Here is an 18,288-nt window from a genome sequence, read left to right as displayed (position 1 = left end):
CCGGTCAGACGGCCACCACGGCGTCCGTGATGAGCCGTACCGCGCCCGCCGGGTCGCTCGCAGGGTGCGCCTGGGCCCGGCTCGCGCCCCAGGCATAGACGTCGCCGCCGTCCCGCGAGGTGAGCTTGACCCGAAGCGCGATGCCCCGGTGGTCCCCCGGCCAGAACACCTGGAGTTCCGGCTCGTACCGCGAAGGCAGCACGAAGGTCCCCCCGTACGCCACCAGATGGTGAAACGTCGTCAACGCCGCCCTGATACCGATCTCGGCGAGAGACTGGCCGACCATCTCCAGCAGCCGTGCGTGGTCCTCCGCGACGCTTTCTGAGATCTGTTCTCGCCTGCTCCTCGGTGCCGCCTTGCCGATCACCATCTCGGCACGCGCGTCCATCGGCCACCCTTCCCGTCACGGACTGTACCGACCTGGTCGCTTCCGGTGTGACCAGGCGACGCTAAGGGCGAGCACCCGGGAACGACCCGCAACGCGGTGAGGGTAAAGAGTCCGCACTCGAGTGCGGGTCAGAGGACTCCCGCCCGGTGGGCGAGGCCGCGGAGCTCCGGGGTGCTGACCCGGTGTTCGCGCCGCACGAGCTCGGTGAGCAGCTCGTTGGTGCGCGAGTCGTAGCGGACGAGCTCGGGCGATACCTGCTCGGCTCTCAGGAGCGTGTTGACCGCCGCCGCGTCCTTACGCCGCAGACCGTACGCGCGCGCGAGGTCAAGGAGCACCTGGGCACGGCGGCCGAGCAGGCCGGGCCCGAGGCGATCGACGTCCAGGGACTCGCCGCGTCTCAGTGCCGAGTCCGCGTCTCCGAAGGCGACCGCGGCCGAGACCTCGTGGATGGCGACATTGGTCGGGCCGAAGGCGGACCAGAAGTCGTTACGGTCGCCGCCGAGCCGCCCGGCGAGCTCCTGCGCCGCCTCCAGGTGCCGCGCGGTGCCCGCACCGTCGAAGCGTGCCGCCGCCGCGGCCGCGGCGGCCAGGTAGAGCCCGCCGTGCACGGACAGCGCGGGTGGCCTGGCGCGACGTGACGACGCCGCGAGGGCGTCGGCCGTACGCAGCAGAAGGTCTTCCGCCTGTTCCGCCCGCCTGAGACGGATGAGGACGTAACCGAGCCGGTAGGCGCTCACGGCGGCGAGGAGGGGACGCTCGGCGGCCTCGGCGGCGGCCACCGCCCGGTCGGCCGCCGTCCAGGCGAGCTCGGCCTCCCCGACACGGCTGAGCGTCATCGTCGCCGAGTGGTAGACGAGCGCGCGTACGGTGTCGGCCGCCCGGCGGTCCGCGGGGGCACATGACGAGCGGGCCTCCTCGACGGCGTCGATCAGACCGGGTAACAGCCGCCCGGCCTCGTCGTACCGTGCCGCCTGGTAGAGACCGTTGGCCCGCCGCATCTCGTGGCTCAGCCATCGCAGCGGCGGCCGGCGGCCCGTGGAGACACGCCCGTGGACGACGCGGGGAAGGGCTCCGTAGTGCGTCATCGCCTCGCGGATGGCCGCGACCGGCTCGTACCTCACCACCTCCGCCGCCGTCTCGCCGGGGATGAGCCGGCTCACCTCGACTCCGAGGATCTCGGCGAGCCGGACGAGCACCGAATGCCTGTCGACCGAGCGGTGCCCGCGCTCCACCTGGCTCAACCAGCTCTCCGAGCGGCCGACGAGCTGGGCCAGGACGGCCTGGCTCAGGCCGCGCCGGCGCCTTTGGCGCGCGATGCGGCGGCCGATCTCTTTACGCGCGTCCAACGGCATGCCTCTCGCCGAAGCCCATGTCAACCGTCCAGCAGTGTGTGAAGCTCGGTGAGGATCTCCTCCCAGGGTGGCATACGGGCGCCGGGTGAGGCCGCCGGATCGAACAGCACCCGCACTCCCATCGCGCGGAGCGCCTCCAGATTGGGGGCAAAGGCGGCATGGCGCGCCAGGGCGTCCTTCAGCAGCGGCGCCGCCACGATCGGCAGCCCGAAGCCGGTCAGCTCGCACAGCAGCCCGACCACGAACGTGTCGGCGATGCCGTTCGCCCATTTGTTGATCGTGTTGAACGTGGCCGGGGCCACGATCACGGCGTCGGCCACGGGTAATTCGTTCGGCTCGTCCGGCATCCGGAAGTCACTCCGCACGGGCGTACCGGTCAGCGCGGAGAGCCGCTCCGTATCGACGAAACGCCGGCCCATCGGCGAGGTGACCACGCAGACCCTCCACCCGGCATCCCGCGCGAGCCTGACGAGCGTCTCGGCGTCCGAGGCGGCCGGAGCCGCGCAGACGACGACGTACAGGACCCCCCGGTACGGGTCATCGGTCACGACGCCGACCTTAGCCCCGCGACGGGCGATATGTGACCGCGATCACTCCAGAACCGCCGTCTCGTTTTCGCCGGGGCGTCGGAAACCCGCTAGGCGCCGGAAAGGCGTGCCAGTGCCTCCGGGGCCTCGTCGATCGAGTCGACCAGGGCGATGCGCGAGGCCATGGTGCGGCCCCGCGCCAGGGCCCGCAGGAGCGGCCACGCGGGCAGGGTGCGGGTCCAGTGGGCGTGGTCGACCAGGACCATGGGACGTGGTGCGCCGCCCGACTCGTAGTAGTTCGGCGTGGTGGTGTCGAAGATCTCCTGCACGGTGCCCGCCGCGCCCGGCAGGAAGACGACGCCCGCGTCACAGCGCGCCAGCAGGCCGTCCTCCCGTGTGGCGTTGGCGAAGTACTTCGCGATGTGGGGCGCGAAGACGTTCGACGGCTCATGGCCGTAGAACCACGTCGGCACGCCCACGGAGGTGCCTCCGCCGGGCCAGCGGTCGCGTACGTCGAAGCCGGCCAGGGCCCAGTCGGTGACGGAGGGCCGGAAGGAGGCGACCTTGGCCAGGGCGTCCAGCGCGTCCGTCAGCATCGGCTCGTCGAAGGGAGCCGCGTAGGCGCCCAGGTTGGCCGCCTCCATCGCGCCGGGGCCGCCGCCGGTGGCCACCATGAGTCCCGTACGTGCCAGGGCACGGCCCAGCCGGGCGGCGCCCGCGTACGCGTCTGTGCCGCGTTCCATCGCGTGACCGCCCATGACCCCGACGACGCGCTCGCCGTCGAGGAGTTCGTCGAAGGCGTCGGAGACGGCGTCGTCGTGGATGCCACGAAGCATCGAGGCGAAGATGTCGCCCCTGCCGCGGGTGCGCAGGAACCAGTCGTACGCGCGGGCGTCGGGCGTCGCCGGGTAGCCGTCGGCGAGTCCCTCGTAGAGCGACTCGGGGCTGTAGAGACGGCCGCGGTAGGGGTCGAGGGGCACGTCCGGGACGGGCGGGAAGACGAGCGCGCCGTTCGAGCGGACATGGGCGGCGGCCGCCGGCTCCATCGGGCAGCCGAGGAAGACCGCCTCGGCGGTGTCGGCCGACAGCAGGACCGGGGTACGGGTCGTCAGGTCGACGGACTGGACGCGGTGTCCGCGCAGGGAGCCGGCCGCGGCGACGCGGTCGAACTCCTCCAGGGTCTCGATCTCGTGGTCGTTCGGTGGCAGCACGCCTCGTACGGTAACGCCTGTGAGATGCCGCTATACGGGGGGTCGCTCGCCGCGCGCGCGGATCAGCGGGAGGAAGACCTCGTCGACGATCTCGATGATCGCGGCCTCCGGGATCGGGTCCTTGGTGAGCAGCATCTCGTGGCGGAGGAGATCGGCCGGGAGGGTGGTGATCCGCCGGTTGACGGCCTCGATCCGGATCTCGCCGCGGCGGGCCGCGCGTTCGAGGATGGTGCCCATCACGCCGGTCATGATCTCCCGGACCTCCGGGCCGAGGTCGCCGGCCTCGGCCATCAGGCCGTGAACGAGGTCCGGGCCGAAGTCGGAGAAACGCCGGACCATGCGCCGTAGCAGGGCGAGGACGTCTTCGCGCAGGTCCCCGGTGTCGGGGATGTCGTCGGCGATGGCCGTGAAGCGGTGGCGCGCGGCGGCCAGCACGAGCTCGGCCCGGTTGCGCCATCGGCGGTACAGGACCTGCTTGCCGGTCTGTGCCCGCTCGGCGACGCCCTCCATGCTGAGGCGCGCGTAGCCGACGGCTGTCAGCTCGTCCCAGGTGGCACGCAGGATCGCGGCCTCGAGCTCGGTGCCGCGCCGGCGCGTCGCCCTGGCGCCGTCTCCCTCGGAGCTCAAGCGAATCCCCCTTAAGAGACCTTGCGTCTCCTATCGAGACAAGCCTACACTTCCGCCACTAGAGACGTTGCGTCTCTTATTCCTCGGGGAGGTACACGCCTTGACCACCACGGAACGAGCCGACCGGCTGGACCCGGCGCTGCTGAAGCTCGCGCTGATCCTCGTCGTCGGGGCGATGGCACCACTGCTGGACAGCACGATCGTCAACGTCGCCATCAACGCGCTGGGCCGCGACCTGCACACCTCCCTGGCGGCCGTCCAGTGGGTGATCACCGGCTACCTGCTGGCACTCGCGATGGCGATACCGGCGACGGGATGGCTGGTGGAGCGGTTCGGCGCCAAACGGATGTGGATGATCTCGCTGGTGGTGTTCCTGGCCGGTTCGATGCTGTGCGGGGCGGCGTGGAACACCGGGTCCCTGATCGCCTTCCGGGTGCTCCAGGGAGCCGGTGGCGGGCTGATGCTGCCGATCATGCAGACGCTGCTCCTGCGGGCGGCGGGCGGACGCCGGCTGGGACGCCTGATGGGCACGATCACCATCCCGGCGCTGGTGGGGCCGATCCTCGGCCCGGTCATCGGCGGGCTCATCGTGGGCGGCGCGAGCTGGCGGTGGATCTTCTACGTCAACGTCCCGGTCTGCGCCTTGGCGCTGGTGCTGGCCTGGCGCGGCCTGCCGCCCGACGGCTCCCGCGACCGGGGTCACCGCCTCGACCTGCTCGGCCTCGTGCTGCTGTCCCCCGCCCTGGCCTCGGTCATCTACGGGCTTTCGCAGGTGGGCGTCCGCGGCAGTTTCGCCCACCCCGCGGTCATCGCCCCGCTCGCCCTCGGCGTGGCACTGCTGGCGGCCTTCGTCACACACGCGCTGCGCTCGGACGAGCCCGTCGTGGACCTCCGGCTGTTCCGCGTACGGTCGTTCGCGGCCTCCTCGACCCTGCTGTTCCTGTCCGGGCTGTCGATGTTCGGCGCGATGCTGCTGCTGCCGCTGTACTACCAGCAGGTCCGCGGCCAGGGCGTGGTCGCCGCCGGCCTGCTGCTGGCCCCTCAGGGCCTGGGCAGCCTGCTCACCCGCGGACCGCTGGGGACGCTCATCGACCGCGTCGGGCCGCGGCCGGTGGTCCTCGCCGGCACCGTGCTCACCGCGCTGGGAACGCTCGCGTACACCCAGGCGGGCCCGCACACCAGCGAGCTCCTGCTGGCCGCCTCACTCGTCGTACGCGGCGCCGGCCTGAGCGGCGCGACGATCGCCGTGATGGCCGCCGCGTACCAGGGCCTGGCCCCGGCCGACATCCCGCACGCCAGCAGCGCAACCCGGATCATGCAGCAGGTCGGCGGGTCGTTCGGCGCCGCGGTACTCGCCGTCGTGCTGACACGACAGCTGGCCGGCCACGCCACCGGCGCCGCGGCGTTCGACCGGGCGTTCTGGTGGTCACTGGCCTTCACCGCGCTCGCCGTCGTCCCCGCACTCCTGCTGCCAGGCGTCCACCGTGAACGGGAGGCGCGTTCGGTCGTCCCTAGTCGAACATGATCACCAGGCGGCCTCGGATTCCGCCTGCCTCCAGGGCGCGGTGGGCGTCGGGGGCGTTCTCCGGCGGGTAGGTGTGTGCGACGCGGAGGGTGACGTCGCCGGTTCCGGCGAGACGTCGCAGCTCATCGAGCTTGTCCCACTCACGTGCGTACTCGCTGACCCAGACCGGGTGGACGGTGATCCCGCGCTCGGTCTCGCCCTCGAAACCGCGTACCACCGCGATCGCGCCCCCGTCACGGATCGCCGGCAGGACGGGTGTGCCGATGACCGCACCGTCGGCGACGGCGTCCACACCGTCGGGCGCCACCTGCCGGATGCGCAGGGCGACCCCGTCGCCCCGGGCGACGATCATGTCGGCGCCCAGGCGGCGTACGAGTGGCTCGTCCTCGGGCGAGGAGTCCGCGACGACGCGCAGGCCGCGGGCCTTGGCGAGCTGGACCACGTAGCCGCCGTACGCTCCGGCGGCACCGGTGACCGCCAGCGTACGACCGGGCTCGAGCGCGAGCAGGTCCAGCGTCAGCTGTGCGGTCAGGCCGTTCATCGGCAGCGTGGACGCCTCGGCGTAGCTCGCGCCGACCGGCATCGCGGTGGCCGAGTCGGTCGGCACGATGACGCGCTCGGCGTACCCGCCGCCGAGGCTGCTGCGGGGCAGGGTGATGGCCATGACGTCGTCGCCGACGGACTGGCGGGCGCCCTCGCCGACCTCGTCCACGACCCCGGCCACGTCCATGCCGGGGACGTACGGTGGCTGCCGGTCGCGCAGCGCCGCACTCGTCACGCCGGCGCGGAACAGGGTGTCGGTCGGGTTCACGGTCGCCGCGTGCACCCGGATGCGTATCTCGCCGGCCGCGGGATGGGGGTCGTCGAGTTCGACGACCTCCAGTGCCTCGGGCCCGCCGAATCGTGTAACGCCTACTGCTCTCATGATCTTCACAACCTGCCCATCTCGGACGTGATTACACCGCCTACGCCCGCAACGCCGACCGGCAGGGTGGGGTTCGCCGCCGGCGCTCGTCGGGCCCCGTCCCGGATCGGTCACCGGACGGGGATCCAGGCTAGGGTCGACCCGGTGATCGCCGGGGTCGCCTGAGCGGAGAGTCGTGCAGCCACCGTATCCACCCCCGCCCCAGCCCGCGCCGCCTTCCGGACGACGGGTTCCCCTCGTCGTCTGGGTCGCCGCCGGAGCGTTCGCCCTCCTCATCGCGGCCGGGGCCGTCATCCTGCTGATCGCGTCGCGACCGCCCTCCGATCCCAAGGTGAAGGGGACCCTCCAGCTCCGCAAGGTCCTCACCAGGACCGACGGGGCGTGCACGGGGAACACCTCGCCGGACACAGTGGCCTCGGAGAAGAACGACGCCTGCTACACCCTCGGCGAGGGCATGACGATCACCAGGGTGAAGTCCGTCGACATGCGGGTGGAGAGCGGGAACGGCTGGAGCGTCGAGTTCGACCTGCGGCCGGAGGACACCGGACGCCTGAGCGCCCTGACCACTCAGCTCGCCCGCGAACAGCCACCCCGTAACGCGCTGGCCACGGTCTCGAACGGCCGCGTGATCTCGGCTCCCGAGGTGACGGAGCCGATCACCGGCGGCAAGCTCACGCTCTCCGGAAACTTCAGCCGCGCGGAGGCCGAGCGGTACGTCAAGCTGTTCGGTTAGTTCTGCTTCGCTTCGACTGACCGGCGCCGTTCACAGCAGCAGTGGCCCGGCGCCTTTGACGGTGCGAATGATCGGGGCGGTCTCCATGGCGGTGATGGCCTTGAGTGGGGCGAGTCGTTCGGTGAGGTAGTTGCTCAGGCCGAGTGGGTCGCGGCAGTTCAGTGCCGCCACCAGATTGGTGGGCCCGGTGGTGAGTGCGGCGAAGGCGATCTCGGGATGCCTCGTCAGCGCCTCGCCGACCCCGACCACACAGGCCGGCCGCGCGGCGATCCACAGGCGCGCCTGGGTACCGAATCCGACTGCCGCGGGCGCCATGTCGAGCTGGTAGTTCACGATTCCGCTGCGGCGCAGCGCATGCATGCGGCGTTTCACCGTCGTCTCTGACCAGCCGGTCGCCGAGGCGAGTTCGGCATAGGGCGCGCGACCGTCCAGACTGAGCACCCGCAGCAGCGCCTTGTCGCCGTCATCAAGCTCAACCGGGCCATCGTCGGTCAGGATCGGCGGGGGCCGCAGTCGGCCGGCCTGTTCGGGGGACAGCCATGCCAGGCCCTGCCAGCCGCCCGGCAACACGAAACCCCGCAGCAGAAGGTGGGCTGCGACCGACACCACCCGGCTCGTGCGGGGCAGTTTGTCCAGCAGCAGGGCGTCCTGGTCCTGGGTGCTGCGGGTCTGCACAGTGCAGGACACCTCGGTGCCGCCCGACAGCAGATACACGAAGGAGGTGTCGTCGCGGGCAGCCAGAGCCCTGGCGACCGCTCCGGCCGCATCCGGGGTGCAGCGCAGCCGGATGGTCCACTGGACGTGGCCCAGCCGACGGCCGTCGACCGCGCCTACCACCCGCAGCACGCCCTGGCCGCGCAACCGCCGATAGCGGCGGGCCACGGTGTTCTCCGAGACCTCGAGCACGTCGGCGATCGCCCTGAAGGAGGCACGGCCGTCGATCTGCAGCGCGTGAATCACGCCTCGATCGACGGTATCCATCCTGGAATCACCATTCAGCGACGGTTTCCGGCGATACTACCTGCCTGGCTGGGCCTCGGTCGCTGCCGGGAGTGACGCTGGTCGTGTGACAGACAACAGACCCATCCTTGTCATCGCCTCGACCGGAAACGTCGGTCGCCAGATCGTCACCCAGCTGCGGGAGGCCGGCTATGCCGTCCGGGCCGTCACCCGTAATCCACGCACGGCTGATTTCCCGTCCGACGTCGAAGTGACCGGCGGCGATCTGTCCGCACCCTCCACCATCGCGGCCTGCCTCGACGGCGTCGACGCGGTCTTCCTGCTCTGGCCGCTCCACACCGGAAAGCGCCTGGCGGCCGTGGTGGACGTCATCGCCCGGCGGGCCCGCCGACTGGTGTTCCTGGGCACGGGCGGCGTTCCCGACCTCAGCTTCGCGGAGCAGGAGAAACTCGTCCACGGCCGCGGAACCGAGTCCACCGTGATCAGGCCGAGTACCTTCGCGGTGAACACGCTGTGGTGGGCCGACCAGATCCGGGCCGGCGACGTCGTCCGAGGAGCCTATGGTGCGCTTCGGATGTCCCTGATCCACGAGGCCGACATCGCCGCTGTCGCGGTCCGCGCCCTCACCGAGCCCGGACACCACGGTGTCACGTATGCCCTGACCGGCCCCGAGGCACTCACCCAGGTCGAACAGGTCCGCGTCATCGGCGACGTACTGGGCCGGCCGCTGCACTGGGAAGAGCTCACCCGCGAACAGGCTCGCCGGCGTCTGCTGGCAGACGAGACCTTCCCCGACTCTTTCGTCGACGTGCTCCTCGACGGCTATGCCGACATGCTCGCCGGGCCACCGCTGGTCCTCACCACCACCATCCACGACATCACCGGAGCCCCGGCACGATCACTGCGCCAATGGGTCACCGACCACGCCGCCGACTTCACCTGACGGCTCCGCCCCGCCCGCCCCGGCGATGAGCACTTGGCGGCACCCGATTCACCAGGCGGTGGCCGGCGAACAGGTCCGCCGCGGCCGCGCAGAGCGCGATCAGCACGAACGCCGTGACGACGAGCAGCGCGTGGCGGAACGCCACCGCCCAGTCGCCGTGCGAGGCGGTCACGGCCGCGAAGAACACCGCGCCGACGGCGGCGATGCCCACCGCGGTGCCGATGCGCTGCCCGGTCTGCAGGACGCCGGCGGCGCTGCCTCCACCCTCCGGCGGCACCTCGGACAGAGTGAGCGCCTGGTTCGGGGAGATCACCAGGCCGCTGCCGATCCCGCCCACCAGCAGGGGAATCGCCGTGGCCAGTGCCGCATGCCCCCCGGGCACCGCTCGTACGGTGAGGAACGTCGCGACCAGGCCGACGGCCACGAGGATGAGACCGCTCGCGACCAGCGACCGGCCGAACCTGGAGACCATCCGGCCGCCCACCGTCGACCCGGCCGCCGACCCGAGTGCGAACGGTGTGATCGCCAGCCCCGCGAGCAGCGCGCTGTAGTGCAGGCCGTTCTGCAGGTAGAGGGTGAAGATGAAGAAGATCGAGGTGAATCCGGCGAAGTAGAGCAGCGCGATCGTCACGCCGAGCGCGTACGACCGGTGCCGGAACAGCGTGAGGTCCAGCAGCGGCTGGTGGTGCCGGCGCTCCCAGCCGAAGAACCCCGCGAGCACGACGAGGGAGGCGGGGACGAGCAGCCACTTCCCGTTTCCGCGCCACTGCTGGTCCTGCACGAACGGGAGCAGCAGGCCGACCACGCCGACGCCGAGCAGGAGGATCCCGATCGGGTCCAGGCTCTCGTGGCGGCGGCCCGGCCCAGGCGTGGGCAGCAGGCGCCAGGCCAGCGGCAGTGCGAGCAGGCCGACCGGCACGTTGACGTAGAACACCCAGCGCCAGCCTTCCTGCGTACCGGCGAGCGAGATCAGTGCCCCGCCGGCGAGCGGCCCCGCCGCGGTCGCGATTCCGATCGTGGCCCCGAGGACACCGAACGCGCGGCCACGCTCCCGGCCGCGGAAAAGGATCTGGATCAGCCCGGCGATCTGCGGGTTGAGGATGCCGCCTGCCACCCCCTGCACGAGCCGCGCGACGACCAGCCAGAGGATGCCCTGCGCGATCCCCGCGGCGGCGCTGGACAGGGTGAACAGCGCCAGCCCGAACATGAACACGGCCCGCCGGCTGCGCGCGTCACCGAGGCGCCCGGCGGGCACCAGCGCGAGCCCGAACGCCACCGCGTACCCGCTGAGGATCCACTGCAGGCCGTCCGACGACGCTCCGAGACCGGACTTGATGGACGGCAGCGCGACGTTGACGATGCTGACGTCCAGCAGGGTCATGAACGCCGCGACTAGGCAGACCGCCAACGCCGGCCAGCGCCGCTCGGTCCCGCCCCCCGGCCTCGTGAGTGTTCCGTCGGACAAGCTTCGACACTCCTCTTCCGATCTTCAGGGCCGGCCTCGGCGGCCCAGCGCATACCGCACGTGTCCTGGGATTTCCCTCAATTCAGTCCTACCCGCCTGCGTCCGAGCATGCGCACCTGCACCGCCCGGCCGTGGACGGAACCCCCGGGCAGGGCGGTGCGGCGGGAGCGGACCGGCCCGCGCCGGCACCTCCGGCAGGCCTGCCGCCGGCCGGGCGGTGCGGCATGGGTACGGCCAGGGGCTTCTACCCTGGACCGATGCGCACCTTGTCGACGGCACGGCTCGAGCTGAGGTCCTGGGAAGAAGGCTTCGAGGACGACCTGTTCCGGCTCTCCTCCGACGAACGGATGATGCGGTTCATCGGGGACGGGCGGCCCTGGAGCCGTGAGCGCACCGCCGAACGGCATCAAGCGTGCCTGCGGCACTGGGAGCAGTACGGCTTCGGCTGGCGCGGGATCTTCGACCGCGGAGACTTCGCCGGCGTCGCGGCCCTCAACCGGCTCGGCACCAAGGTGCCCGGCATCGAGGAGGACGCGATCGAGATCGGCTGGTGGGTCGCGCCGGAGGCATGGGGCCGCGGCCTGGCGACCGAGACCGCCCTCGCGCTGCGCGACGACGCCTTCGGCGAGCTCGGCGCACAGCGGCTCGCCGCCCGGTACCAGCCCGGCAACGAGGCCTCCGGCCGCATCATGGTCAAGATCGGCATGCGCGCGTACGGCGACACCGTCGGCACGGCCGGCGAGCCGGTACGCGTGTGCGAGCTGCGCCGCGCCGACTGGGAGGCGCTGCGGCCGTGACCGTACGGCCCCAGGTTTGACCGCCGGGACGACCGGGCATTTCGCAAGCTCGTCAAGCCGACCGGCATGACGAGAGGAGGCTCCCCATGAGCGACCGGACACCGAACCGCCCGGACGGCGACCCCGCCTCGGTGAGGCGGGAACCCCAGGTCCTGGGCAGCGAAGAGCTGATCGTGTACGAGGCGATCGCGACCATGCGGCGCCCCATGCGGACCGAGGACCTGATCGCCACCACCGGCCTCGATGAGCGGATCGTACGGGCCGCGGTCGACCGTCTCGCCGAACTCGAAATGATCGTCGCCGGCGACGGCGGCGCGACCGTCGGCCCGAACCACTGGGACGTACGCGGCGCGCAGTGATCGGCGGGCATCCTCGACCTGCTCGAAGTCCGCGGACCTGACCGTCCTGGCGGTGCCGCCGGTGTGCCTGGCGCCCGGTGGACCCGCCGTGTACGCGCGGCGGGTCACCGGGGAGATGGTCAGGTCACCAGCGATACCAGCGACCGCGTCGGCCACCTGCGCCCGCGCCTCGGAAGACGAAGCCCAGGAGCCACAGGATGAGGATGATGATGGCGATCCACCAGAGCAGCTTGAGGGCGAAGCCCGCGCCGAACAGGATCAGCACCAGGAGCAGGACGAGCAGCAATGGAACCATTTGTCAGTCACCTCCTGTCCGCATATGCCCCGCTATACGGGGGTTCATGCCCGAATAGGTGATCTAGGGCGACCCGAGCCGCGATGCCCGCCGGACCTGCGGGGACGGCCAGAGGTCGGCGGGCGAAGTGCTGGAGGTCGTAAGCGGCCGAGGCGGGACGCGGAGCCCGGCGGGGCTGAGGGCACTCAGTTCTCCGGTGTGCTTCTGGCTCTGATCAGTTTCGGCAGCATGTACCACAGCATCAGGTACAGCAACGTGATCACGACGGCGATGCCCGCCGCCCACCCCAGGCCCGCCACGACGTCCAGGACCAGGAACATCGCGCCGATGATGGCGACCAGCAGCGCTCCCAGCCCGGCTTGGGCGAGCGTGGAGGCGGTGCGTACCAGCTGGGGTTTGCGTCCCTGCCGGAACACCTGCCGATGGTCGCTCACCGGCGCGATCAGCAGGGCGGTCGCCGTCGCGGCGGCCACGAGCGTGATCACGTAGACGACCTTGTCCAGGTCACCGACCTCCCCGAAGCGGTTGGTGAACGGCAGGGTCAGCAGGAAGGCGAACAGGATCTGCACGCCGGTCTGGGCGACGCGCAGCTCCTGGAGCAGTTCGATGAAGTTACGGTCCCAGCGCTCCAGGCCGGTCTCGTCGCGCCGGCCCTCGGTGTCCGTCACCTCGCCTACGATCCGAGCTTGCGCAGCGGCTTGCGCCGGCCGGCCTTCTTCGCCGCGGCGGGCAGCCGCTCCAGTACGCGTGCTCCCTCGCGGTGTTCCACCTCGGTGAGGCGGCCGGCGATGAAGGTGTCCGCCGCGGGGGTGTCCGGGCGGTCGGTGGTGGCGGCCAGCCGTTCGGCGGCGACGACGCTGTCGTGGTGTGCGCCGAGGACGTCCTGGAGGCGTTCGGCCCGCCGCGCCAGCTTCGCGGCCGGCGAGCCCAGCGAAGAGGCCGCCTCGGCGATGTACCGGGCGCGTTTGGCCGCCTTGCGCGTGCCGTGCAGCGCGACGTCGCGTTCCTGGCCGGCGGACAGGCCCTCGGCTCGCTTGTAGCGCTTCATCATCTTGCGCCACGTCCTCGCCACGAGCTTCGGCGTCTCCTTCTTCGCCGAGCGGCCGGCGCGGGCGTTCAGCGGCGGTGCCGCGAGGAAGGCGTCCAGGGCGTCGAGCAGGTCGTAGTACCGCTGCGACAGCAGGGTCTGCCTGACCCGGTCGCGTGCGCGGTGCTCCTCGTCCGCCATGGCGAGGAGCCAGGCCGGGCTCTGGTGCGCGCCGGGCAGGTCCGCGAGCCGGCGGTCGAACCGCGCGCCCTGCACCTCGAGGTCACGGACCTCGCCGAGCTCATCGGCGAGCCACTTGAGCTCGGCGTCCAGAGTCGGGATCCGCGCCTGCTCGACCAGGCGCCGGTGCGTGCGCAGGATGCTGCGGATCCGGCGTATGGAGACCCGCATCTTGTGCACCGAGTCGTCGTCGCTCTCGGCCAGCCGGACCCCCGGGTCGTACGTGAGCAACTGCTCGACCTGCTCGCCCAGGTACGTCACGAGGACGTCGCCCGCCGTGCGGGTCGCGGTGGACCGTACGAGCGGAACGACGTCGTCGTCCAGCGCCCGCGCCAGCTTCGACGCGACCTTCGACTCACGCGCACCGGAGTCGCGCAGGTGGTCGCCGATGCTCTCCAGCAGCTCCCCGGAGCCGTGGACGGCCTCGACCTCGATCTCCCGCCAGCCCAGCAGGCCGACCTCATGGCCGTCCTGGCTGAGCCGCCGCGCGCTCACGGTGTCGTCCGCCAGCTCCGCGAGGACCGTCCCGTCCTCGGCCAGCAGCCCGCGCTCGGTACGGCGCGTCTCCAGCTCCGCGACCCGTACCAGCGGGCGGCCACGTACGTGGGCGGCGACGAGGTCGGTCAGCTCGGCAGGGACGTCACGGACGCCCGCGTCGAGCGGCGCCCGGATCTCCTGCCGGGTGTTCTTGGCGATCGGCAGCTTGAGGTGCCATCCCTCATCCGTGCCGCCCTGGCGGCGGCGCAGCGTAATTCCGCGTGCGGCCAGCCGCAGGTCCTCGGTGTCGAAGTAGGAGGCCCGGAGTGTGTGCGTCCGCGGCGGGCCCACCTCCGCGCATCCGGCGACCTGCCGCATGTCGGGTAGGGCGAGATCGGCTTCGGCGTCGTACTTGCGTTCCAGCTCGATGTGGCGTGCCACAGTCTCTCCTCCATCAAGAGTCGGCACTTATCGACCTACCCGCGCATACAGCCTCAAAAGTGAACTTTTCGCGAGTTGGGTCTACTCCGGTGGCAGGAGGGGACCGAGTGGTCCGAGATCGAGGTTCAGGTCGCGTGCGTCGATGTCGAACCGGTCCTGCAGCTCCTTCATCGCCTCCTCCAGGCGCATGAGCGCGAGCCCCAGCTCCTCGACCTTGGCCTCGGGCAGGTCTCCGGAGTCGACCCGGCGCAACGCCTGCCGCTCCATCAGCTGACGCACCAGCTCGACCACGGTGAGCACGAGGCGCACGAGGTCGCGCTGTACCTCTTCGGCATCGGTCTCCAGCCGGTGCGGAAGCCGGTGAGCTCGCCGTTCCTCCCCGCCGTACGCCTCAGTGGCACCACGTCGCGGGCCCCGGCCGCTCACGGCCTCGGGTCCTCCCAGGTCACCACGCCCTGAAGAGGCTCGTCCTCCACGGTCTCGCCCCGGATCAGCTCGCCCTCGACCATGCGGCTCATCTCCGGGCGGATCGAGGCGATGACCGCGCGCAGGGAGATCCGTACGAGGTCGACGTCCGCGATCGAGATGGTGACGTCACCGGTGATCACGACGCCACCGGCGAGCAGCCGGTCCAGCAGGTCCACCAGGGCGATTCGCTGGCCTCTGGCGGGCACGGGCCCGCGTGGCGCCGGAAGGTCGCTCAGGACTCTGTCCACGCTTCCTCCTCAGTCGCGAATGAGTAGGGCGCCCACGGACCCGTGAGCTGCAACCGGATCTCGGGTCGCTCCCCGGCCAGGCTCGTCACGGCCGCGCGGAAGGCCTCCGCGCGCTCGTTGTCGACGAGATAGGCGGCGTTGAGGACCATCCATCCCCGCTCACCGCTCAGCTGCGGGTCCTGGGGCCGGTGCAGGCGCCGGTCGGCGGCGAGCGCGCAGAGCTCGTCGTCGATCCGCTCCGCCAGCAGGAGGATCTCCTGGCGCGCCTCCTCCTCCGTGTGCCGCTGCGCGCTGCGCCGCCGCAGGTACGAGGCGCCGGGTCCGGCGCCGGCGACCTCCTCCTCTTCGGCCTCGGCGGCGGACGCGGCCAGGCCGAGGTCCGCGTACGCCTTCACGCCCCACTCCGTACGCCCGGTGATCCGCTCCAGCGCCTGGGTGAACTCCGCACGTCTCTCGCGCAGTGCCGAACGCGCCCGCTCCTCGGTCCGGTAGACCGTGGCCAGGCCGAGCGGGACCGTGACCGCGTGCTCGGCGGCGGCGTCGACGACGGCATGGTGGGCGCGGGCCGTCGACTCCAGCCAGCCGAGGTCCTCCAGGTTGTGCCGCAGGGCCTCCTCGCCGAACTCCGCCAGGCTCACCGAACTCGTCACCGCGGCCAGTCCCTCGTCCTCGATGACCTGTACGGACGCCCCGCTCACGCCGGTGACCCGCGCCATCGTCGCGCCGGACAGGCCGCGGCTCACGCCGTAGACGTAGATCCCGGTCTCAGCCACGCTCGTCCTCCTCCAGCGGGCGGCGCCTCGGTCCACGCCAGTCCTCGTCGCGGTAGACGGCCCGTCGCTCGCGGCGTTCGACGGCCGGCCGATCGCGGCGGTCGACCGGGGGCCGCGTCTCTTCGTCTTCGTCGTAGTTCTCGTCGTACTCGTCGCCGGCCTCCAGGGCGGCGATCCGGTCACGCAGCCGGCGGTTCTCCTCGACCATCTCGTTGTGCCCGTAGGAACCGGAGGAGAGCGTCGGATCGTGCTCCCACCAGTCGATCCCCATCTCCTTGGCACGGTCGACGGACGCGATCACCAGCCGCAGCTTGATGGTCAGCAGCTCGATGTCGAGGAGGTTCACCTGGATGTCGCCGGCGATGACGATCCCCTTGTCGAGCACCCGCTCGAGGATGTCGGCCAGGTTCGCGGACTCCGGCCGCCGTGCCGGCGAGGACGACCGTCCGAACCCGCTCAGCCCCTGGCCCGTCCTCGGTTCGGTCATGGGACCTCCTTCGCCGGAGGGGAGACCAGGATGCCGCGTTCGCCGGTCATCTCTCCCCTACCTGGCAGCGTGTGTAGCGCTTGACGCGCCGGTAGGCGACCAGCTCGCCCTCGGCGTCCAGTTCGGCCTCGTACACGGCCAGGATGTCGGTCGAGTCGGGAATCCGCCGGGTCTCCACGACCTCCACACCGATCACCCAGCCGCCGCGGTCGGCCCGTTCGAGCGAGACGATCCCCTCGGGCTCCTTGCCGGTCATCGTGGCCACATGGTCGGCCGCGAGCTCGGCGGCCTTCTCCCCGCTCGGCCCCCTCGCGCCGGTCTCCGTACGCTCGCGGCTCTCGGGCTCGCGCCTCTCAGGCTCGCGCCTCTCGGGCTCGCGCCTCTCGGGCTCGCGCCTCTCAGGCTCACGGCTCCGGGGCTCGGGCCTCTCGCGCGCACGCATCTCGCGCACGCGCCTGTCCGGCTCCCGGATCCGGGGATCCCTCAGCTCCCGGTCATCGGGGCGGCGGGAATCCACTGCCGCCCTCCGGCGCCCCCGACCGCCGCGCCATCATGCGGCTCAGCAGCTCGTTCTCCAGCTCCGTCGCCTCCTCATCCGACAGCAGCCCCGCATCACGGGCCTCGCCGACCTCGAAAAGCTGCCGGCGGATCGAGGCGGGGTCATACATCTGCTGTTCCGCCTGTTCGAGAATGCGTTCCGCCAGCCAGGCGACGCTGCGCACAGGTGCGAGCGGCAGGGTCAGCAGGCCGGTCAGCAGTCCCATCGGTCAGGTCCCTTCCTCGGGAGGAGCCGGGACGAAGTCGTACGGCGCGAGCGGCCCGATCATGCGCAGCCGCACACGGCCGGCCCAGCGTTCGCCGAGCTCGTCCACGGCGTCCTCGAACGCCGGCAGGTCACGGTCGGTGACCAGGAACGCCGCGTCGGCCGCGGTGTCCTCGCTGGTCGGCGTGCGCAGCGACACGGCCTCGGAGAGCGGCTCGAGCGCGCGCACCAGAGCCTCGCTGTCGACCTGGCGCTTCTCGTCGAGCGCCTTGACGATGAGCTCACCCAGCCGGATCCGGTCGTAGTACGCCGCGTCCTCCGGCAGCTCACGGATCCTGTTCCGCAGCTGTGCCGCCTCCGGGTCCTCTCCGATCACCTCGCGGAGCACGGCGTCCTCGACGTAGACCCCGACGACGGCGAACTCATGCGTGCCTTCGAGGTCGTCGAGCACGGTCTCGAACCAGTCGTGGTACGGGATCAGCATCTCCTCGACCAGCGCGTCCGCGGTGGTGACCACCGAGCCGAACCTCAACGGCAGCACCGTCGTGTCCGCCGCGACCGCCTCGACGACACCCTCGTGCGCGAGCAGGTCCTCGCGGGTGCCGAGCGCCTGCCCGGGAGAGATCTCGCTGACCAAACCCGCCAGGCCGCCGTGGCGTACCAGCGACACCTCTTCGCCGGCGACGCCGTCCATGTCCCCCGGCAGCCGGGCGTCGTCGCGGACGATCCCGTACACGTAACAGGCCGGGGCTTCCCCGACGGAGCGCTGGGTGGTCTCGCTCTTCGGCCGTGTCTTCACCGCTCACGCTCCCTCCGCGGGGGCCGTCGACGCGGCTCCCGGCGTTCCTCCCGGTCCTCGGACCGATCGTGCAGGACCTCTTCGACGGTCTCCTTCGCCGCGTCGAGAACGCCCTTCGTCTTGCCCTTGGCTCCCCCGTGTGTGCCCTTCTCGGTCAGCTCCCCCACCAGGCCGGGCAGGTCCTTGCCGCCCTTCTCGTAGAGGTCGAGACGGTTGGTCGCCTCGGCGAAGCGGAGATAGGTGTCGACGCTCGCCACCACGATGCGCGCGTCGATGGTGATCAGCTCGATTCCCACGAGCGACACACGAACGAAGGCGTCGATGACGAGGCCCTTGTCCAGGATCGTGTCGATCACGTCCACCAGCGCACTTCCCGACGAGCGCTGGACCCCTCCGGAGGATCCTTCGTACGGAGAGACAGTCATGAGGCCTCACCTTCGTTCGGCTCCGCGCCTACA

At 71.3% G+C, this 18,288-nt stretch carries 23 protein-coding genes and 2 pseudogenes; 6 read left to right on the top strand and 19 right to left on the bottom strand.

Annotated features, from left to right (window positions below; translation table 11 throughout):
- Positions 1 to 4: 4 nt before the first annotated feature.
- The 5 genes from FB559_RS22840 to FB559_RS22820 form a co-directional block, all read right to left on the bottom strand.
- Positions 5 to 388 (bottom strand): hypothetical protein, encoded by a 384-nt coding sequence (locus FB559_RS22840; RefSeq protein WP_141957530.1) that lies wholly within the window; start codon positions 386 to 388, stop codon positions 5 to 7.
- A 128-nt stretch (positions 389 to 516) separates the two neighbouring features.
- Complete coding sequence (locus tag FB559_RS22835) at positions 517 to 1,740, bottom strand: helix-turn-helix domain-containing protein (RefSeq protein WP_141957529.1); 1,224 nt, start codon at positions 1,738 to 1,740, stop codon at positions 517 to 519.
- Positions 1,741 to 1,760: 20 nt separating this feature from the next.
- Positions 1,761 to 2,288 (bottom strand): flavoprotein, encoded by a 528-nt coding sequence (locus tag FB559_RS22830; RefSeq protein ID WP_141957528.1) that lies wholly within the window; start codon positions 2,286 to 2,288, stop codon positions 1,761 to 1,763.
- 89 nt (positions 2,289 to 2,377) lie between these two features.
- A complete protein-coding gene (locus FB559_RS22825; protein WP_141957527.1) occupies positions 2,378 to 3,478 on the bottom strand; it encodes an LOG family protein in 1,101 nt (366 codons plus the stop codon).
- Between the two features lie 30 nt (positions 3,479 to 3,508).
- The gene (locus tag FB559_RS22820; protein ID WP_141957526.1) at positions 3,509 to 4,105 is read right to left on the bottom strand and encodes a TetR/AcrR family transcriptional regulator; all 597 of its coding nucleotides are present in this window, start codon (positions 4,103 to 4,105) and stop codon (positions 3,509 to 3,511) included.
- Between the two features lie 100 nt (positions 4,106 to 4,205).
- Between FB559_RS22820 and FB559_RS22815 the strand changes: the two genes are divergently transcribed.
- Positions 4,206 to 5,630, top strand: coding sequence for an MDR family MFS transporter (locus FB559_RS22815; RefSeq protein ID WP_221640135.1), 1,425 nt, complete (start codon positions 4,206 to 4,208; stop codon positions 5,628 to 5,630).
- Here the strand turns inward: FB559_RS22815 and FB559_RS22810 are convergent.
- On the bottom strand, positions 5,617 to 6,555 hold the full coding sequence (locus FB559_RS22810) for a quinone oxidoreductase family protein (RefSeq protein WP_141957525.1): 939 nt from the start codon (positions 6,553 to 6,555) through the stop codon (positions 5,617 to 5,619). The genes FB559_RS22815 and FB559_RS22810 overlap by 14 nt on opposite strands.
- Positions 6,556 to 6,730: 175 nt before the next feature.
- Between FB559_RS22810 and FB559_RS22805 the strand changes: the two genes are divergently transcribed.
- Positions 6,731 to 7,288, top strand: coding sequence for a SecDF P1 head subdomain-containing protein (locus FB559_RS22805; RefSeq protein ID WP_141957524.1), 558 nt, complete (start codon positions 6,731 to 6,733; stop codon positions 7,286 to 7,288).
- Positions 7,289 to 7,318: 30 nt separating this feature from the next.
- Here FB559_RS22805 and FB559_RS22800 read toward each other — a convergent pair whose 3' ends face one another.
- Positions 7,319 to 8,269, bottom strand: coding sequence for an Lrp/AsnC family transcriptional regulator (locus tag FB559_RS22800; RefSeq protein ID WP_141957523.1), 951 nt, complete (start codon positions 8,267 to 8,269; stop codon positions 7,319 to 7,321).
- 85 nt (positions 8,270 to 8,354) lie between these two features.
- Here FB559_RS22800 and FB559_RS22795 point away from each other — a divergent pair, with 85 nt between their 5' ends.
- Positions 8,355 to 9,191 (top strand): NAD(P)H-binding protein, encoded by an 837-nt coding sequence (locus FB559_RS22795; protein WP_141957522.1) that lies wholly within the window; start codon positions 8,355 to 8,357, stop codon positions 9,189 to 9,191.
- Here the strand turns inward: FB559_RS22795 and FB559_RS22790 are convergent.
- Positions 9,184 to 10,656 carry an MFS transporter gene (locus FB559_RS22790; protein ID WP_246121907.1) on the bottom strand — a complete coding sequence of 491 codons (1,473 nt, stop codon included), beginning with the start codon at positions 10,654 to 10,656 and terminating at the stop codon, positions 9,184 to 9,186. The genes FB559_RS22795 and FB559_RS22790 overlap by 8 nt on opposite strands.
- A 257-nt stretch (positions 10,657 to 10,913) precedes the next feature.
- On the opposite strand from FB559_RS22790, the gene FB559_RS22785 reads away from it, so the two are divergent.
- Both FB559_RS22785 and FB559_RS22780 read left to right on the top strand, forming a co-directional pair.
- The gene (locus FB559_RS22785) at positions 10,914 to 11,453 is read left to right on the top strand and encodes a GNAT family N-acetyltransferase (protein WP_185792353.1); all 540 of its coding nucleotides are present in this window, start codon (positions 10,914 to 10,916) and stop codon (positions 11,451 to 11,453) included.
- 86 nt (positions 11,454 to 11,539) lie between these two features.
- A complete protein-coding gene (locus tag FB559_RS22780) occupies positions 11,540 to 11,812 on the top strand; it encodes a hypothetical protein (RefSeq protein ID WP_141957520.1) in 273 nt (90 codons plus the stop codon).
- Between the two features lie 124 nt (positions 11,813 to 11,936).
- On the opposite strand, the gene FB559_RS22775 is transcribed toward FB559_RS22780, so the two are convergent.
- The 8 genes and pseudogenes from FB559_RS22775 to FB559_RS45640 form a co-directional block, all read right to left on the bottom strand.
- Positions 11,937 to 12,107 (bottom strand): hydrophobic protein, encoded by a 171-nt coding sequence (locus tag FB559_RS22775; RefSeq protein WP_141957519.1) that lies wholly within the window; start codon positions 12,105 to 12,107, stop codon positions 11,937 to 11,939.
- Between the two features lie 185 nt (positions 12,108 to 12,292).
- A complete protein-coding gene (locus FB559_RS22770) occupies positions 12,293 to 12,775 on the bottom strand; it encodes a DUF6328 family protein (protein ID WP_185792352.1) in 483 nt (160 codons plus the stop codon).
- A 5-nt stretch (positions 12,776 to 12,780) separates the two neighbouring features.
- A complete protein-coding gene (locus FB559_RS22765; RefSeq protein ID WP_185792351.1) occupies positions 12,781 to 14,292 on the bottom strand; it encodes a CYTH and CHAD domain-containing protein in 1,512 nt (503 codons plus the stop codon).
- Positions 14,293 to 14,373: 81 nt separating this feature from the next.
- Positions 14,374 to 14,718, bottom strand: coding sequence for a gas vesicle protein K (locus FB559_RS22760; protein WP_141957517.1), 345 nt, complete (start codon positions 14,716 to 14,718; stop codon positions 14,374 to 14,376).
- Positions 14,715 to 15,008, bottom strand: coding sequence for a gas vesicle protein (locus FB559_RS22755; RefSeq protein ID WP_141957516.1), 294 nt, complete (start codon positions 15,006 to 15,008; stop codon positions 14,715 to 14,717). The genes FB559_RS22760 and FB559_RS22755 overlap by 4 nt, the downstream gene beginning before the upstream one ends.
- Entirely contained in the window at positions 14,993 to 15,781 is a 789-nt protein-coding gene (locus tag FB559_RS22750) for a GvpL/GvpF family gas vesicle protein (protein ID WP_246121905.1), read from the bottom strand. Before FB559_RS22750 ends, FB559_RS22755 begins: the two co-directional genes overlap by 16 nt.
- Positions 15,774 to 16,268, bottom strand: a complete 495-nt coding sequence (locus FB559_RS22745; RefSeq protein WP_141957515.1) for a gas vesicle protein — start codon at positions 16,266 to 16,268, stop codon at positions 15,774 to 15,776. Before FB559_RS22745 ends, FB559_RS22750 begins: the two co-directional genes overlap by 8 nt.
- Positions 16,269 to 16,314: 46 nt before the next feature.
- Positions 16,315 to 16,587: pseudogene (locus tag FB559_RS45640) on the bottom strand (gas vesicle protein GvpO); the annotation flags it as partial.
- Here FB559_RS45640 and FB559_RS46790 point away from each other — a divergent pair.
- Positions 16,526 to 16,675 (top strand): annotated as a pseudogene (locus tag FB559_RS46790) (pentapeptide repeat-containing protein); the annotation flags it as partial. The pseudogenes FB559_RS45640 and FB559_RS46790 overlap by 62 nt on opposite strands.
- An 87-nt stretch (positions 16,676 to 16,762) precedes the next feature.
- On the opposite strand, the gene FB559_RS22730 reads toward FB559_RS46790, so the two are convergent.
- The 3 genes from FB559_RS22730 to gvpJ are packed head-to-tail and all read right to left on the bottom strand — an operon-like array spanning position 16,763 to position 18,255.
- Complete coding sequence (locus FB559_RS22730) at positions 16,763 to 17,032, bottom strand: gas vesicle protein GvpG (protein WP_141957514.1); 270 nt, start codon at positions 17,030 to 17,032, stop codon at positions 16,763 to 16,765.
- Positions 17,033 to 17,035: 3 nt separating this feature from the next.
- A complete protein-coding gene (locus FB559_RS22725; RefSeq protein ID WP_141957513.1) occupies positions 17,036 to 17,830 on the bottom strand; it encodes a GvpL/GvpF family gas vesicle protein in 795 nt (264 codons plus the stop codon).
- Positions 17,827 to 18,255 carry a gas vesicle protein GvpJ gene (gvpJ, locus tag FB559_RS22720; protein ID WP_141957512.1) on the bottom strand — a complete coding sequence of 143 codons (429 nt, stop codon included), beginning with the start codon at positions 18,253 to 18,255 and terminating at the stop codon, positions 17,827 to 17,829. The genes FB559_RS22725 and gvpJ overlap by 4 nt, the downstream gene beginning before the upstream one ends.
- Between the last annotated feature and the right edge of the window lie 33 nt (positions 18,256 to 18,288).

Origin of the sequence: Actinoallomurus bryophytorum, assembly GCF_006716425.1 — a bacterium.
Lineage (GTDB): Bacteria > Actinomycetota > Actinomycetes > Streptosporangiales > Streptosporangiaceae > Actinoallomurus > Actinoallomurus bryophytorum.
This window is presented reverse-complemented; position numbering and strand designations above follow the sequence as displayed.